Origin of the sequence: Nonomuraea sp. NPDC047529, from assembly GCF_040642995.1 — a bacterium.
GTDB lineage: Bacteria > Actinomycetota > Actinomycetes > Streptosporangiales > Streptosporangiaceae > Nonomuraea.
On the sequence record NZ_JBEYTJ010000033.1, the window covers coordinates 68,155 to 82,695 of the forward strand.

12 protein-coding genes are annotated in these 14,541 nt (G+C 70.4%); 6 read left to right on the plus strand and 6 right to left on the minus strand.

Annotated features, from left to right (window positions below; genetic code table 11):
• Positions 1–56 precede the first annotated feature (56 nt).
• From ABZ815_RS38275 to ABZ815_RS38290, 4 genes are read left to right on the plus strand one after another with little or no spacing between them, the layout of a single operon-like run.
• Entirely contained in the window at positions 57–1,607 is a 1,551-nt protein-coding gene (locus tag ABZ815_RS38275) for an ABC transporter substrate-binding protein (protein WP_357706097.1), read from the plus strand.
• Positions 1,592–2,539, plus strand: a complete 948-nt coding sequence (locus ABZ815_RS38280; RefSeq protein ID WP_357706098.1) for an ABC transporter permease — start codon at positions 1,592–1,594, stop codon at positions 2,537–2,539. The genes ABZ815_RS38275 and ABZ815_RS38280 overlap by 16 nt, the downstream gene beginning before the upstream one ends.
• Positions 2,536–3,330: an ABC transporter permease gene (locus ABZ815_RS38285; protein WP_357706099.1), complete on the plus strand. Its 795-nt coding sequence runs from the start codon at positions 2,536–2,538 to the stop codon at positions 3,328–3,330. The genes ABZ815_RS38280 and ABZ815_RS38285 overlap by 4 nt, the downstream gene beginning before the upstream one ends.
• Complete coding sequence (locus ABZ815_RS38290) at positions 3,327–4,700, plus strand: ATP-binding cassette domain-containing protein (protein ID WP_357706100.1); 1,374 nt, start codon at positions 3,327–3,329, stop codon at positions 4,698–4,700. Before ABZ815_RS38285 ends, ABZ815_RS38290 begins: the two co-directional genes overlap by 4 nt.
• 252 nt (positions 4,701–4,952) lie before the next feature.
• Here ABZ815_RS38290 and ABZ815_RS38295 read toward each other — a convergent pair whose 3' ends face one another.
• A complete protein-coding gene (locus ABZ815_RS38295; RefSeq protein WP_357706101.1) occupies positions 4,953–5,879 on the minus strand; it encodes a helix-turn-helix transcriptional regulator in 927 nt (308 codons plus the stop codon).
• Positions 5,880–6,132: 253 nt separating this feature from the next.
• On the opposite strand from ABZ815_RS38295, the gene ABZ815_RS38300 reads away from it, so the two are divergent.
• Positions 6,133–6,591, plus strand: a complete 459-nt coding sequence (locus tag ABZ815_RS38300) for a DUF2690 domain-containing protein (protein ID WP_357706102.1) — start codon at positions 6,133–6,135, stop codon at positions 6,589–6,591.
• A gap of 372 nt (positions 6,592–6,963) precedes the next feature.
• Here ABZ815_RS38300 and ABZ815_RS38305 read toward each other — a convergent pair whose 3' ends face one another.
• The 4 genes from ABZ815_RS38305 to ABZ815_RS38320 all read right to left on the minus strand — a co-directional run bounded on the left by ABZ815_RS38305 (position 6,964) and on the right by ABZ815_RS38320 (position 11,101).
• Positions 6,964–7,302 (minus strand): hypothetical protein, encoded by a 339-nt coding sequence (locus tag ABZ815_RS38305; RefSeq protein ID WP_357706103.1) that lies wholly within the window; start codon positions 7,300–7,302, stop codon positions 6,964–6,966.
• A gap of 31 nt (positions 7,303–7,333) precedes the next feature.
• On the minus strand, positions 7,334–8,320 hold the full coding sequence (locus ABZ815_RS38310) for a hypothetical protein (protein WP_357706104.1): 987 nt from the start codon (positions 8,318–8,320) through the stop codon (positions 7,334–7,336).
• Between the two features lie 1,027 nt (positions 8,321–9,347).
• Positions 9,348–10,415, minus strand: coding sequence for a bile acid:sodium symporter (locus ABZ815_RS38315; protein ID WP_357706105.1), 1,068 nt, complete (start codon positions 10,413–10,415; stop codon positions 9,348–9,350).
• A 245-nt stretch (positions 10,416–10,660) separates the two neighbouring features.
• On the minus strand, positions 10,661–11,101 hold the full coding sequence (locus ABZ815_RS38320) for a hypothetical protein (RefSeq protein ID WP_357706106.1): 441 nt from the start codon (positions 11,099–11,101) through the stop codon (positions 10,661–10,663).
• A 203-nt stretch (positions 11,102–11,304) separates the two neighbouring features.
• On the opposite strand from ABZ815_RS38320, the gene ABZ815_RS38325 reads away from it, so the two are divergent.
• The gene (locus ABZ815_RS38325; protein ID WP_357706107.1) at positions 11,305–13,122 is read left to right on the plus strand and encodes a glycosyltransferase; all 1,818 of its coding nucleotides are present in this window, start codon (positions 11,305–11,307) and stop codon (positions 13,120–13,122) included.
• A gap of 306 nt (positions 13,123–13,428) precedes the next feature.
• Here the strand turns inward: ABZ815_RS38325 and ABZ815_RS38330 are convergent, their stop codons facing one another.
• Positions 13,429–14,349, minus strand: coding sequence for a hypothetical protein (locus ABZ815_RS38330; RefSeq protein ID WP_357706108.1), 921 nt, complete (start codon positions 14,347–14,349; stop codon positions 13,429–13,431).
• Positions 14,350–14,541: the final 192 nt, after the last annotated feature.

A 14,541-nucleotide genomic window follows, 5' to 3' on the forward strand; every position in this document is an offset into this window, starting at 1 on the left:
CTCTCCCTTTAGGATAGGCAAACCTAAGTAAGACTATCGGTGCGAATGAGGACGAAGTGAACCTGAGCAGGCGTCAGCTTCTCATGACCGCGGGAGGAGCGAGCCTAGCGGCGCTGCTCGCGGCCTGTGGCAGCGGGGCGGAGCCCGGCGCCGCCCTCGCGAGCCAACCGGCTCAGGCGAAGCCTGCCACCGGCGGCACCCTGCGCGTCGGCGCGCTGGGCAAGGCGAGCGCGATCACCCGCGACCCCCACGGCACGCAGGCCAACGAGAGCGACTATCTGATCATCAGTCTGCTCTACGACACGCTGACCGTCCCGGGCGCCACCGCCAACACCGCGCCCCGGCTGGCCGGGGCGTGGAAGGCCGACAAGGAGGTCAGGACCTGGCGGTTCACGCTGGCGCCGGGCGCGACCTTCCACGACGGCACGCCGGTGACCGCCGAGGACGTCGTCTGGTCGCTGCGCCGCCTGCGCGACACCCCCGCCGGTCCCTCCCGGCTGCCGGGCGTCACGTCCGCGAACATCAAGGCGGACGGGGACGCCGTCGTGCTCACCTCGGACTATCCCAACGCCGACCTGCCGCTGATGATGCGGTTGACGACGTTCGTGATGAAGAAGGACACCACGGAGGTGGCCGGCGCGCCGGGCACCGGCCCGTTCAAGCTCGACTGGTACCGCGACGGCAACGCCCGGCTGGTCCGCAACGACAGCTGGCACGGGGGCAAGCCGTACCTCGACGCGATCGAGGTGAAGATCTTCGAAAGTCCGCAGGCCATGGCCAACGCGCTGCTGGCCGGGCAGATCGACGTGGCCTCCAACGTGGGCGCCGTCGCCGCCCGCGTCGCCGCCGGCCGGCCTGGCGTGCAGGTGCTGCGCCGGCCCGACGACATGGCGATGCCGATCGTCATGCGCACCTCCAAGGGCAGCCCGTACGCCGACCCCCGGGTCCGCGAGGCGCTCCGGCTGGCCGTGGATCGCGAGGCGATGGTCAAGCAGGTGCTCAGCGGGTACGGCAAGGTCGCCAACGACGTGCTCGGCACGGGCGACCCCATCTACGCCAAGGACCTGCCGCAGCGCGCACGCGATCTCGCGCGGGCCAAACAGCTGCTGCAGGAGGCCGGTTTCGACCTGTCCAAGACCTACCCGCTGCACACCACCGACGACATCGCGGGGCTCGCCGAGTCCGCCGCGCTGTTCGCCACCCAGGTGCGTGAGGCGGGCGTGCAGATCGAAGTCGTCAAGCAGGACTCCGGCGCGTTCTGGGACAAGACCTGGCTCAAGGGCGACCTCTACACCACGTACTGGGGCACCAACGACTCGGTGCTGTTCTTCGCCAGCAAGCTTCTGCTGACCGGCGCGGGACAGAACGAGTCGGGCTGGAGCGACGCCGCGTTCGACCAGGCGTACAAGGAGGCCGTGGGCACCCTGGACGAGGCCGCCAGGGCCAAGGCTCTGCGTACGCTGCAGGAGATCGAGCACGAGCGCTCCGGTTACGTGCTGTGGGGCATGGCCGACGGCATCGACCTGGCCGGAGCGGCCGTACGGGACCTGCCGAAGCTTCCCGGGTACGGACGCGTGCAGCTTGAGCGGGTATGGCTGGCTCGTTGACGGTGCTGCGGCTCGGCTGGTTGCTCGCCCGCCGGGCTGGACTGCTCGCGGCCTTGCTCGCGCTGGTCTTCGTCGTCGTGGAGGCGCTGCCGGGCGACGCCGCCGACGCGACCGCCGAGCGCGGGGAGAGCGAGGCCGACATCGCCCGGCGCCGCACCCTGCTCGGCCTCGACCAGCCGGTGTTCCTACGGTTCCTGCGCTGGATGGCCGGGCTGCCCACCGGGGACCTCGGCGTCTCCGCCCGCGGGGAGAAGGTCTGGGACCTGCTGGCGGGGCCGCTGCCCAACACGCTGCTGCTGGGCGGCATCGCTCTAGCCGTCACCGTCGTCACCGCGCTCGCCGTCGGCTGCTGGGCCGCACTGCACCCGGGATCGGTGACCGACCGGGTGACCTCGGCCTCCGCCACGGCGGTGCTGGCCCTGCCCGAGTTCGTGATCGCGGTGGCGCTGGTGCTGGTGTTCGCGCTGTGGACAGACCTGCTGCCCGCGGCAACGCTTGCCGGGGCGGACGGGTCCCCTGCCTCATGGACGATGCTGGTACTACCGGTGCTGGCACTGGCGATCCCGCAGATCGGATGGAATGCACGGATCGTTCGCGGTGCGATCGCCGACGAGGCGCGAGCACCGCATGTGGCCGCCGCGGTCCTCGACGGTCTGCAGCCCCGGCGCGTCCTCAGCCACCACCTGTTGCCCGGCGCACTGCCCGCCATCGCCGTGGGCGCGGCGACCTCCACCGGCATGCTGCTGGGCGGCGCGGTCGCGGTAGAGACCATCTTCAACTATCCCGGGGTCGGCACGCTCCTCGCCGGAGCCGTAGCAGACCGCGACAGCCCGATCATCGCCGGAGTAGTGGCGCTGACCGGGCTCGCGATCACGTGTGTGCTGCTGGTCGCCGACCTGATCCGCTCCTGGGCCGCAGGAGGCCGCCTGTGACGCGTCTGCTGCCCGCACTGGTCCTGCTCCTGCTGGCCTTGGGCGGACCGCTCCTGGCTCCCCTGCCGATGGACCAGCCGGTCACCATCCCCTACGGGCCGCCCGGAGCCGACGGCACGTTGCTCGGCGGAGACCAGCTCGGCCGCGACGTCCTGAGCAGGCTCCTGTACGGAGGGCGCGACCTGGTCCTGTCCTCCATCGCCGTCGCACTGCTCGTCACGGCCATCGCCGCGATCCTGGGCGTGGCCGGCGCGCTACGTCCGGCCTTCGGCCGCTTCATCGAACGGGCGACAGACGTGTTCATGCTGCTGCCCGCCGTCCTGGGTATCCTGCTGGTCACCCAGGCCTGGCCGCGCGGCGGCCCGTTCGCCCTCGTCACCGCCGCCGTCGCACTCGGTGTCCCCTTCGCCGTCCGGTTCATGGCCGCCGCCGCGGCGCCCGTCGTGACCACCGGCTACGTCGAAGCGGCCATCGCCAGTGGCGAGCGCACCTGGCATCTCATCATCCGCGAGGTGCTGCCGAACCTGCGCTCCACCGTCCTGGCCCTGTTCGGGCTCCGTTTCGTGGAAGGCGTCTACGTGATCTCCACTGCCGCCTTCCTCCAGATCGGCCCCCAGCCCCCGGCCGCCGACTGGGCACTGATGATCCGCGAGAACAGCGCCGGGCTCGTCCTCAACCCGTGGGCCGTGCTGGCGCCTGGCATCGCGATCGCCGCGCTGGCGATGAGCGTCAACCTGGCCACCGGCGCACTCGCCCCCAAGGCACGTACATCGGAGGTGGCACTCCTGTGACCCCGCTTGCGGTGGTGACCAGGCTGACCGTGGCGGCCCCCGGCGGGCCCGAGCTGCTGGCGGGCGTCAGCCTGGCCGCCCATTCCGGGCGTGTCTTGGCCCTGGTGGGCGCCTCAGGCTCCGGCAAGACCACCCTGCTGCGCGCGCTGCTCGGCGACCTCCCCCCGCGCACCACCCGTCAGGCAGGAGACGTGCGGGTGCTCGGCACGGACGTGTTCGGCTGCGGCTCTGACGCGCTCCGCGAGCTGCGGCGCAGCCGACTGGCCTTCGTCGGGCAGGATCCCGGCTCGGCGCTCAACCCCAGGATGCGCGTGGCCTCCGTCGTCGCCGAGACCGGCGCCGGCCTGACCCGTGACGACGTCGCCGGCCTGCTCGGCGAGGTCGGTCTGGGCGACGTCCCCGGATTGCTCAGGCGCAGGACCGTCGAGCTCTCAGGTGGCCAGCAGCGCAGGGTCGCTCTGGCCCGGGGGCTGGCCCGCCGGCCTGATCTGCTGCTCCTGGACGAGCCCACCGCGGGGCTCGATCCGACCGCACGCGCGGACATCGGCGCGCTGCTGCGGCGGCTGGCCGCAGAACGCGGAATCGCGGTGGTGATGTCCTGCCACGACCGGGAACTGGTCGCCCAGGTGGCCGACGACGTCCTGGAACTGCCCGGTGGCGCGCCCTCCCAAGCGTCCGCCCCCAGGCCGCCGCGCCGCGGCACACCTGGTCATGAGACGGGACTACGCGCCGAAGGGCTGGCCGCACATGTGGGGCCCGCACGGCTGCAGGTGCTGCGCGGCATCGACCTGCACGCGCCCTCAGGAAGCACGGTCGGCGTCGTCGGCCCTTCGGGCTCGGGCAAGACCACGCTGCTGCGCACCCTGGTCGGCCTGCACCCGCGCGCGGGCGGCTCGCTCACGCTGGACGGTCTCCCCCTGCATCCTGACGTGCGGCGCCGCGGGCAGGAACTGCGGCGCCGGGTGCAGTTCGTACCGCAGAACCCGATGGGCGCGCTGAACCCCTCGGCCACCGTCGGCGCCGCCCTGCTACGGCCGGTGCGGCTGCACCGCCGACGCCCCCGCGCCGCGGGACCTGAGCGCGTGGACGAACTGCTGAAACAGGTCGGGCTGAGCCCCGGCCATGCCGGCCGATATCCGCACGAGCTGTCCGGCGGCCAGCGCCAACGCGTCTCCATCGCACGCGCACTGGCCGCCGAACCCGACGTGCTGATCTGCGACGAGGTCACCTCGGCCCTGGACGACGGCACCGCCCGCGCGGTCATGAACCTCCTGACCGGCCTGCGGGAAACGCAGGGCACGGCCGTGATCTTCGCCTCTCACGATCTCCGGCTCGTCCAGGAGTACGCCGACAGTGTGGTCACGGTCTAACCGGGACATGCCGGCCAACGGTCGTGCCCACGGCCTACGCGCCCGATGGCCAGGGAAACGGGGACGGGCAGCGCCGACGCCGCCTCCGCGCCCATGAGGATCAGTGCCAGGCACGCTACTGATCCCGACAGGGCCAGCACCATCGAGCCCGCCGCACGGGCCGCCCGGACCGCCGGCTCGACAGGGAGGGAGCAGCGAGCGCCAGCACGATGCCCCCACCTGCGAGGACAGGGAGGCCGTTGCCCGCCGGTCTCACCGGCGGCGCTGGTAGTGGTCGAGGGCGATCTTCGCGGCGTAGTTGCCGTCGTCGGTCTCGATCACCTTGATCACGGCGATCTCCCCGGTCCGGCGGGAGCGCAGGCAGAAGACCGTCCCTGGAGGAACCTGCCGGAAGCGTACGCCGTATGACGGGGCAGGGGTGGCCTGCACGCTGCACCGGTCGGGGGTCAAAGAAGGCTGGGAGGAGATGTAGACGTCAGTGTCGTCGGGAAGCTCGAAGGCGCCGTGGCCGTCCCCTCCGCTGTTGGTGCTCATCGACCATGCGCCGTCCCCCTCGGCGACCACACCGGTCTGCAGGTCGAAATAGAAGTTGTAGTCCGGTAGCGGTAGGCGCCGGTCAAGGTAGACCGGCTGGTAGGCCGACGTCGGCGACGGAACGACGCTCGCAGGAGGGACGGCCTGGTGCCTCTCCTCCGGTGCCCACGGTGTTGTCACGGCGAGAGTGACGGCGCAGGCCAGCGCCACGACGACAAGGACCGCCGGCCATCGGTGTCCGATGATCCGGCCCAGGGCTGTGCCTGCCACGGCAGTGGTCGTGGTCTCCGCCGGTATGGGACCGCCGAGTGCGTCGGTCTCGTCCTGCACCTCTCCCGCTCCGGCGAGCAGGTCGGGGTAGGCGCGCTGAATCGTGACGTACAGGCTGGTCCAGCGCCGGCGCCATGCTTCGACGTCTCCGCCGCAGGCCGCCACGAAGGCGAGGGTGACGTCCAGCGTCGGCAGGGTGTGCCCGGCCGCAGCGCGGGACAGCACTGAGGGCGAGTAGTTCGCCTTCTGCGCGAGTTCGCGATACGTCGGGGCCCCTGGGGCCGCGATCCGCAGTTCGCGAAGGTCGAGGGCGAACTCCTGGAGAGGCCCGTCCGGTACCTTCGCCTCCCGCCTGCCCATCGCTACCTCGATCACGCAGTCGAAGCCTGCCCGTCCCGTGACGGGCACCGTAGCCGGCAGTATCCGATCTTCCGTGAGATCGGTCAATCGGCCCGGAGCGCGCCGGGGCTCACGCCCGGGCGGATGTTTGATTGTTTCTCTTTGTTCGGGCTTTGGTTCGTCAGTGCCTGGAGATCTTCCCTCGCTACCGGTCGCTGGCGAGAGTCGAGGTCACAAACGTCGTGCGGGACCTGCCCGCATGGTCGTACGCCGACTGAGAGGAAGCAGCATGCAACGATCCTTCGCCATCACCGCCCTGGCCCTCGGCCTAGTCTTCACCGGTTCCGCGGCCTACGCCCAGGACGGGCCGGGCCGCGGGGAGAGAGACAAGTCGATCGGCGACACGACCAGGGCATGCTGGGGGAAAAGGTGCAACGGACAGGATCCCATCAGCAAGCACTGCAACAATGACGCCCAGAGCATCATCCGGTACGACACCAGCCTGGGCCTGCTGGAACTACGCCACAGCCCGGCATGCGGCGCCTCCTGGGCGCGGATCACGGGCGCACGGGCGGGAACGTGGTTCTACGTGCAGGCCTGCTACGCGCCGTACACGCAGACCTTCCGGGTTCCCCGCGGCTACACCGACGCCTACACCGACATGGTGCCCGGCCAGATGGGCATACGCGTCGGCAACCTCGCTGATCACAGCCCCTGCTTCCAACCGTCGGACGCGAAGCACGGGTGAACCACCGCGACCACCGTTCACGCGCCGGGACGAGGTTGTCGTCGAACAGGGTCATCGATGAGCCCTGAAGGGCAGACAATCGGCGACGTTCGTGGGCCCCCGCCCAGCCGTGAACCAGCACTCACCGATTGCCCTGACGGCCACCCGCCCTTGCTGCCGCCGTCCGCTGGAGAGGCGGACGGCGGCTACGGGAAGGTGGTTCGGTCTTGGTAGCGGCGGTGGATGAAGGCACGCACACGAGAACCATCCAGGTCGAGAGCCGTCGCGCCGCTGGCCGCCCACCTGACGAACCCCTGTGCGCCACGAAGCCACCGCCCTCATCACCGGGTCCGCGCGCAGCTTCGACTTCGGCGGCGCCGGTGTCAGCGCACCTCAGCAGAGCCTGAATGCCGCCGGCGTCCATGGCTTGTTCCTCTTCATGGAGCGGCACTCTAAGTCATGCCCGCCACCGCGCGACAGCCGAGACGATCGGTTCTGCGACTGGCCGGCGGTCATCGAGGTGGCGGCACACTCGCCGAACACCGAGGCCCCGCTCAGCCAGCGCATGGCTCCGGTATCGAGGAAGGTGCCGGCCGACGGCTGCCCCATGATCCTGGCATCGGCCGCCACGTCCAGCACCGCATGCGTCTGGACGCCATCATCGCCGACGCTCCGCTCGCCCTGGGGCGCGCCCGGGCTTTCAGCACGTCTGATAGCCGAGGCCGCGGCCATGCAGGCGACAGACCAGTTCCTGGGGATCGAATCAGCGAGCGGTCAGTTCGGTGATGTCGACCGCGTTCACCAAAGCCTGCAGCTCCGGCTCGAACCGGAGATCGAGCGGCTGCGGCTCCTTTGCGGCCCCCTTCTGGTTGAACATCAGGTTGTCGCCGGTGTCGTTGACCACGGTGGCCGCGTTCACGGCGTCCCATCGCACACCGTCGAAGGAGCGCCGCTCGAAACGTCCCGCGAGCATGCAGCTCACCTGAGTCCGGCCGTACGCGTCCACGCGATCGGTGCGCAGCACCACCGCGCGCGCGGCGCTGAGGCCAGGAGCCACGGCGAACGCCTCGCGCAATGTGACCAGCAGGTATCCGCACAACGTCAGGGTGTAGTAGCTCGCGCGCTCCGTCTTGGTGAGCTTCTTCAGCGAGAGGTTGCCCGCAGCGGTACGTGAGGGGAAACGCTCAGGGACGAAGTCCGGCCCCGGCGCAAGGATCACCACAGACACCTCCGAGCCGTTCAGCGCTACAGGCGCCGCAGGCGCCTCGTTGTCCTCGAAAGCCTCCGCCAGAACCGGCAGGACCATGTCTGGATCGTTCCCGCACAGGCGCTGCCATTGGCGGTTGAGCTCCCACTGGTACCGGTCGCGCTCGGCGTTGGCCTGCGTCCACCAGTTCCGCATGTCGGCCTCGGCGGCCTGCCGCGCACGCTGCTTGGCCTCAGCGCGGGCCCTGCGCTGAAACACGCCGATTCCGGCCAGCGCCTGCTGCTCCCGAGGGGCCAGAAAGGCCGTGAGGTCCGGCGACGGGACAGATGCGGCGACAGGTGGTTGCGCGGGCGGGAACTCGGCCCGATGCAGGTCGAGGATCTGCATGAAGACGCCCGCCAGCCGTTCGGCTTCGGCGGCCTTCTCTGCCTGCGCGGCGGCGCGCTGGGCCTGGGCCATCTGCCGTTGCAGGCTGCCGGCCGTGGGACGGCGCCCCGTTGTGGTACGTCGGCGGCCACCGCCAAGGCTGGTGTAGAAGCTCATCGGCCCCACCGAGGAAGAGAGCCCGGTACGACCGGCTCCCACATGCATCCGCGCGAAGCTGGGTCCGATCCCGGCTCTCAGGCCGCGACTGCTGACCCTGAGGCGTACCCCTGGCATGACCTTGAACGAGAAACCCACCCTGACGTCTCCTTCGCGTCATGCCTGTTCACCGGCGTCCCATTGACCTCAGGATCTTCTTCGGGCCGGCGGCGGATGTCGTTACCGCCGCCGATCCTGCACCACTATCGGCCGGGTCAGCTGGGGCTCTCGGCAGCGGCCATACCGGCCTCACGTTGAAGCTCGAACACCATGGCCACGCGACCGGCTTGCCGGTGCCTGGGTATCACCACGGCTTCCTCGCAAGCGTGAGCGGCTCGGAGGTGGGCCTGCGCGCGGGCACGTGGATGAGCTGGACGTGTTCGCCATGCTGGAGGTCGTAGGGCGCTTGGCCGGACTTGAGTGCCAGCCCCATCCTGACGGATTTCCCGCTGATAGCTCTGCTCCTGTTCGCCGCGACCATCGGCCGAGTGAGCAGCGAAAGCGCCGTGGCCCGACGCATGCCCGGGCACGTTGCTCCGCGCCTTCGCCTGCCTGGAGGCCCACCCCGATCAAGACATCACCGTGGCCGACACTGCCGCCGCGCACGTCACCGTACGGGCCATCCAGCTGGCCTTCCGCCGCCGTCTGGACACCACTCCCCTGGCTCACCCACGCCGAAGCCACCTGCACCAGGACCTACGCGCCTCCGACCCAGAGCGGAAGCTTGGTCGCCGCCATCACCGAACGCTGGAGGTCTGCCCACCATGGCCGATTCTCCGCTTCTCCGCGTTGTCGGCTGACATGTGAGACTGCAGCGCCGCGGCCCGGCAGTTCCACGTACGTGGCAAAGCGGTTGCAGGCGACCACGGCGATGTCAGCCGTGGGCGTCAGCGACGACCTGCACGATGGCCAAGCGGAGCCCGCCGGTGATGAGCGAACCGGTCGGAGTACAAGACCAAACCACGGTTCCGGCGTAGCCGGACGGCCGTCAAGACGGCGCGGGCGGGGAGACGACAGGGGCCACAGTCGGTGATGGCGGCCGGGTTCCGAACAGGCTGGCGGCGAGTTTCTGCAGCAGGCTGTAGGCCAGGATCGGCACGAGGACCTGCGGACGGTGCGCGAACCAGCTTGTGGCCAGGACCGCCGCCGCGCTGGTGTTGTTCATGCCGGTGGCGAAGGTGAGGGAGATGCCGTCGGGAGTGTCGCATCGGGTCCATCGGGACATCCACCTGCCGACGAGGAAGGACAGGCAGCAGACCGCACCGGCCACGCCGACGGCCAGGGCCAGGAAGTCAAGGTCGGGGGGCGACAACGCCTGCCCGAGCGCGCCGGAGGCGTTGAGGTAGCACAGCAGCAGGATGTTCACGATGTTGGCCAGCTTGATGACCGGCGCGATGCGTGCCGCTCGCCGCTCCCCGAGTATGGCCCGCCCGAGGATCCCGGCCAGAGAGGGCAGCACGATCAGGGCCAGCGCGAATGCGCCCGCGCCCGCTGTCCCGGCCAGCCCGTCGAGCCGGGCCGTGTCATCAAGGCTGCGGGCGCCCCCTGGGCCGACCAGGGCGGCGGACACGGTCAGCCCCCACGGAACCGTGACAGGGCTGAGCAGCGTCGAGCCCACGACCATGGCGACCACCAAGGGCACGTTGCCTCCGGCGTTCTGCCCCCATGACGCCGCTCCGCCGGCGATCGGCATGGCCAGCACCAGCAGCAGACCGACCGCGAGGCACTCCACCTCCGCGGCATCGGGCCAGGCCCGCAGGCACATCGCAGCAACCGGCAAAAGCACCACGGGCAGGAGCGCGTTCATCGCCACGCCCGACGCCAACCGCAGGGGCCGCCCCGCCACGGTGCGCAGATCCCGTATCCGCACCCCGAGCCCGGCGGTCGACAACATCACTGCCAGCAAGACCATGGGCACCTTGACCGGACTGCCCGATCCAAGCGCCATCGCCCGCATAGCCTCGCCCGGCCGCGGCGCCACGGCAGCCAGCAGGTAGCAGATGATCATCAACGCGAGCAGCCGCCGCTGCACCGCGCCCACCACCCGGCTCATCATTTGAGCAACCTATCGATTACGGTCAGTGACCCGAACTTCGGGGGGCGAGAACTGGCTGTAGGCCATGGCCGCCCGGCCGAGCCGGCGCCCGTGGTGGCGGAGGGTCTTGACGTGCGGCCGGACAGACTTGCCGGAAGGCCCGCAGTACCGCTGACCTGCCGCGGCAACGGCAGAGGCGGGAGCCGAACAGTTCAGGAGTGGACCGGGCCCCGCCGACGACGAGTCGGCGGGGCCCGGCGCCTGGCTCAGCCGTCCTCGGGCTCGGAGGCGTCGCCCTTGCCCTCCTGCTCGTGCTGGTCGCCCGCCTGGCCCTGCTTGCCCTCCTGGGTCTCGGAGCCGGCTTCCTGCCCCTTGTCGTCCTGGCCGTCCTCGGCTTCTGCCTTCTCGGCGCCCTGGTCGTCCTGGCCGTCCTCAGCCTCGGCCTTCTCGGCGCCCTGGTCGTCGTTGCCGTCCTCGGCCTCGGCCTGCTGGCCCTGCGCGTCTTCCTGCGTGCCCTCGTTGGGGTCCGCGCTCTCCGCGGGCGTGGCGGCCTCGTTCTCGGGGGCCTGCTCGGAGGGGGCGGCGGAGGACTGGGAGGAGGTGGGGGCGGGGCTCTGGTCAAGGGAGGAGGCGTACGCGGCAGCTCCGCCGCCCGCCACGAGGACGACCACGGTGGCAAGACCGGGGATGAGCATGGACTTACGCATTGAAATATCTCCGATGCATTGACGTCGTACTGACGCCCTCAGTCTGCGGAGACGCGGGACAGCGGCAGGTTCGGCGGACCACAACGTGGGGTTAATACTGGCCGGAACCCCGTACCTGCTCCGGCCTGCGCCTGCGGGAAGGTAAGCGCCGCGCTAACCGAGTGCTGAGCGGGCGCTGTCGCGCCTCTCTCTACCGTGCGTTCATGAGATCAGGCAGCACAACGACCGTCCCGGTGCCGGTCTCCGCCGCGTTCCTGGGCCTGGGGGTGGTCGTCGGCTTCGCCGCGCGCACGCCGGCGTGGACAGCGGTGGACATGAGAGTGAGCCAGGCGGTGCAGTCGCTGCGCGGCCCATGGCTCACCGCGATGGCGCAGGTCCTGAACGTGGGCTTCGGCACCGTCGTGGGCACGGCCCTGTCCGTCCTCCTCGTCGTGGGTGTCGCCGTCACGGGACGGACCCGCGCCGCCCTGGGCGTGCTGGCGGTGATCGCGGCGGGGTGGGGCGTGGGCGCGCTGGTCAAGATGGTCGTCGCCCGTCCCCGGCCCCCGGCGGTGGACGCGCTGGTGCGGGAGCTCGGTTCTGACAGCTTTCCCAGCGGTCATGTGTGCCTGACCCTGTCGCTCGTGGTGGCCGGGGCGCTGCTGGCCAGGAAGACCCGCCTTTTCCGGTCCGTAGTGGTGGCGGGCGCAGCGCTGGTGGCCGGTCAGATGATCGCGAGGGTCTACCTCGGAGCGCACTATCCCAGCGACACCCTGGGCTCGATCATCCTCACCCCGGCCGCCATCCACCTGGCCGTCAACGCGCGACGGGTCGGGGTACTCCTGTTGCGGGCGGACAACCGCCGCAGGGCGCGCAGGGCCGGTCCGCGCAGCACCCGGCAGGTGAAGATCCTCCTGCTGCACGCGTACGGCATGGGCGGCACCATCAGGACCGCCTTCAACCTCGCCGGAATGCTGGCGGCCCATCATGACGTCGAGATCGTCAGTGTCACCAGGACCAGGGACGAGCCCTTCTTCGAGGTGCCGCCCGGCGTTCGCATCACCTTCCTGGACGGCCGCACAGGCCACCGGCCCCGCGGCGCACTGCGTGCGCGGCTGCTCCGCAGCAGGCTCATCCCGCGGCAGGAGGCCGCCTACGACAGGTTCGACCTGCGTACCGATCTGGCTCTGCTGCGGTTCCTGCGCGGCCTGCGGACCGGTGTCCTGATCACCACACGCCCCGGCCTCAACCTGGCCGCCGCCCTGCTGGCCCCGCCGGGCGTCATCACGATCGGGCAGGAGCACACCGGCCTCGGTTCCCACAGGCCCGCCGTCCGGGACCTGATCGCCCGCAGATACGGCAGGCTCGACGCGCTCGTCACCCTGACCGAGGCCGATCTGGACGCCTACCGGGTGGCACTGGGCCCACGTGCGCCGCGGCACCTGCTGCGCATCCCCAACGCCACGCCACCTCTCACCGGCGGCCCCTCCCCGCTGAACGCCGAGACCGTCGTCGCGATCGGCCGCCTGGCCAAGGTCAAGGGCTTCGACCTGCTCCTGCGCGCCTGGGAACAGGTCTGTGCCGCCCGTCCTGGCTGGAGGCTGCGCATCGTCGGCTCAGGACCCGAGCGCGCCCGCCTGCTCAAGCTGGCCGGCGAGCTCGGCCTGTCCCGCACGGCCGAGTTCCCCGGCCCCTCTGCGGACGTCGGCGCCGAACTCGACGACGCCTCGATCTTCGTGCTCAGCTCCCGCCGCGAAGGATTCCCGATGACGGTTCTGGAAGCACTGAGCAAGGGAGTGCCGGTGGTCGCCTTCGACTGTCCGCACGGGCCGGGCGAGATCATCACCCACGGCCACGACGGGCTGCTCGTCCCGCGGCACCACGTCACCGCCCTGGCCGCGGCGATCGGGCTGCTCATCGACCACGAGGCCGGTCGCCGGACGATGGGCACGGCCGCGCTGACCACCTCACAGCGCTACACCCCTGCGGTCGTCGGCCGGTGCTGGACCGAACTCCTGGCCGAGCTGGAGAAGGGCCGCTGATCGAGGTCGCGCGGCACCGTCATCGGCGGGCGACGAGTGCCGTGGCCGCCCCAGCGAGGCCCGCGCACGAGTTACGCAGGACGCCGGCCGACGTAGACCTGTGCTCAGGACCTCGGGGAGGGATGTGTCCGGCACGTGGCGTAGCGCGCTGAAGCCAGTGGTGGCCGAGTCGGTGTGGTGGACACCCCCGGAGGGCGACATTTCCTGAGGCGGGGAGGCTTCCTTCGCGAACGGCGACATCTGGGCCGCGAGCGCAAGAACGGTTGCACCCGCAGTGAGCGTGGCGGTGGCGGTGGATGATCTGGTTCAGCCCGAGGCCGGACAGCGAGTGCCCAGCCGGGACACGGCGCTGGTGAGCGTCTGCGCCTGCTTCACCTCATCGCGGGCGGTACTGGTGAACAGGGCCGCCACGGCGTGGTCGCCAACCCTGGCGGCTTGCCTGGCATAGCCGGGATACATCTGCCGACCGTTGTACATCTCACCGCCGATCGCCTCACACGCGTTCGCCCTGGTGTCGTGGATCAGGCCGGCGAGCTGAGCCTGCTCGGCGAACTGCTCTGTGCGCTCCCCACCGGCCATGCTGCCGAACAGCATGGCCAGCCGCGGTTCGCCCGTCTGCCGAGCCCGCCGTACGTAGAGGGTGTATCTAGCATCGGCGAATGCCTCTTGCACCAGCGCGGTGACCAGATTGCCCAGCGTCCGGGCAGCCGACACGGCATGACTGCGGATCCGGGGCCTCTGCGGCGAGACGGGCACCGCCGCCGGGATCGCCATACCCGACGCCGGGTGGACGATCGCCGTGAGTGCCTGCGTCATGGTGTCGTGCCGGGCGGCGACGGTTCGACCCTGATCAGTGAACACCCGGACCGCTTTCGTCTCGCCGTCGTGCTCGGCTTCGGCGGCGAACCTCCTGTATAGGCTCGCCAGGTATGAGTCGCGGGTGATGGCGTCGCGCAGGTTTGCGGCGTTGTCGCCGACCAGCCCGATCAGCTTGGCCTGCCCGGTGAAGCGCTCGTGCAACTCGGTGCCTGCCGCCTGGTTGAGCAGGTCCCGCACGTGCGGGAGCCTTTCCTGGGCAGCCCGGGCGGCGTAGACACGGTACATTGCGTGGGCAAAGGCCGCACTGCGCGCCGACTCCCACAGGTTGGCGCGCGTTTGGGCATGTACGTCATTGCGGCTTCGGACGTCCGCCACGTTCACGGTTCTGACCGGCACCGCGATGAGCATCGCGGCGCCGACTACCACGAAGGCGGCCCTCTGGCAGGCGCAACCCGGCGATCTCATGTGCCTTCCTGGTCGATGTGGCGATACAAGCTCGAATCTAGGTTTGCCCGCGATCTTCGGCCGAACTCCTACGCCGCCTTCATGCTGTCGTCATGCTGTGTGCCGTCCCCGGCAAAAGATCGCCCCGGGCGTCGA

Coding starts and splice junctions, on each gene's coding strand:
- ABZ815_RS38325 (WP_357706107.1), top strand. CDS start 11,305: ATGAGATCAGGCAGCACAACGACCGTCCCGGTGCCGGTCTCCGCCGCG.
- ABZ815_RS38280 (WP_357706098.1), top strand. CDS start 1,592: ATGGCTGGCTCGTTGACGGTGCTGCGGCTCGGCTGGTTGCTCGCCCGC.
- ABZ815_RS38320 (WP_357706106.1), bottom strand. CDS start 11,101: ATGCGTAAGTCCATGCTCATCCCCGGTCTTGCCACCGTGGTCGTCCTC.
- ABZ815_RS38300 (WP_357706102.1), top strand. CDS start 6,133: ATGCAACGATCCTTCGCCATCACCGCCCTGGCCCTCGGCCTAGTCTTC.
- ABZ815_RS38305 (WP_357706103.1), bottom strand. CDS start 7,302: ATGGCCGCGGCCTCGGCTATCAGACGTGCTGAAAGCCCGGGCGCGCCC.
- ABZ815_RS38310 (WP_357706104.1), bottom strand. CDS start 8,320: ATGAGCTTCTACACCAGCCTTGGCGGTGGCCGCCGACGTACCACAACG.
- ABZ815_RS38315 (WP_357706105.1), bottom strand. CDS start 10,415: ATGATGAGCCGGGTGGTGGGCGCGGTGCAGCGGCGGCTGCTCGCGTTG.
- ABZ815_RS38330 (WP_357706108.1), bottom strand. CDS start 14,349: ATGCTCATCGCGGTGCCGGTCAGAACCGTGAACGTGGCGGACGTCCGA.